A 558-nucleotide genomic window follows, 5' to 3' on the forward strand; every position below is an offset into this window, starting at 1 on the left:
ACGGGCGAACTCTATCCTAGAGCTTAACTACATCCTTGCTGATAACTCATCCTAAGCTACCAAATCTTCATCCTGAAGATACCTAGTCCATTAGGCTTTTTTCCTGTTCCCGCCAACATCCTGTCGACACAATCAGTATTGATGTTTTGCTGATTACTCTCAATCAGCTAGGTAAAAAAACTTTGGCAGCGAATATTATGAAAAATACTATAAGTTTTAATTTTCAATTGGTTATATACATTTTTTGATTTTATCTTAGTCAAAAATGGTCGTTTTGCTTACATCGCTTGTGAGAGATCTCGCACAAGGTGTCGAGCAAATGTCCGAATTGGCGTCGTTTTTATCCTGTTTAAGAATTTGCTCAAGATCACAACTCGATTTGTAACCATAAAATTTGGCGATGGTGTTAGGTGGGATTTCCATTTCTCTGATAGCGAATTTTGCCCATTCATCGCGTGTCTTGTGCAAGATTTGGCGTAGCTTGATAGTGAAGTGGCTCATAAAAGCTTCCTTAGTTAGCTTGTCTTTACAAGGCAAGAATAAGGAGAGGGGCAACAC

The 558-nt window shown here is 38.9% G+C and carries 1 protein-coding gene; it reads right to left on the reverse strand.

Features of this window, described 5'->3' with window-relative positions:
* Window positions 1–255 precede the first annotated feature (255 nt).
* Window positions 256–501 carry a hypothetical protein gene (locus tag R7Z47_RS26285; protein ID WP_005459280.1) on the reverse strand — a complete coding sequence of 82 codons (246 nt, stop codon included), beginning with the start codon at window positions 499–501 and terminating at the stop codon, window positions 256–258.
* Window positions 502–558: the final 57 nt, after the last annotated feature.

The organism is Vibrio sp. 1641, from assembly GCF_033339995.1.
Taxonomy (GTDB): domain Bacteria; phylum Pseudomonadota; class Gammaproteobacteria; order Enterobacterales; family Vibrionaceae; genus Vibrio; species Vibrio alginolyticus.

Coding starts and splice junctions, on each gene's coding strand:
- R7Z47_RS26285 (WP_005459280.1), bottom strand. CDS start 501: ATGAGCCACTTCACTATCAAGCTACGCCAAATCTTGCACAAGACACGC.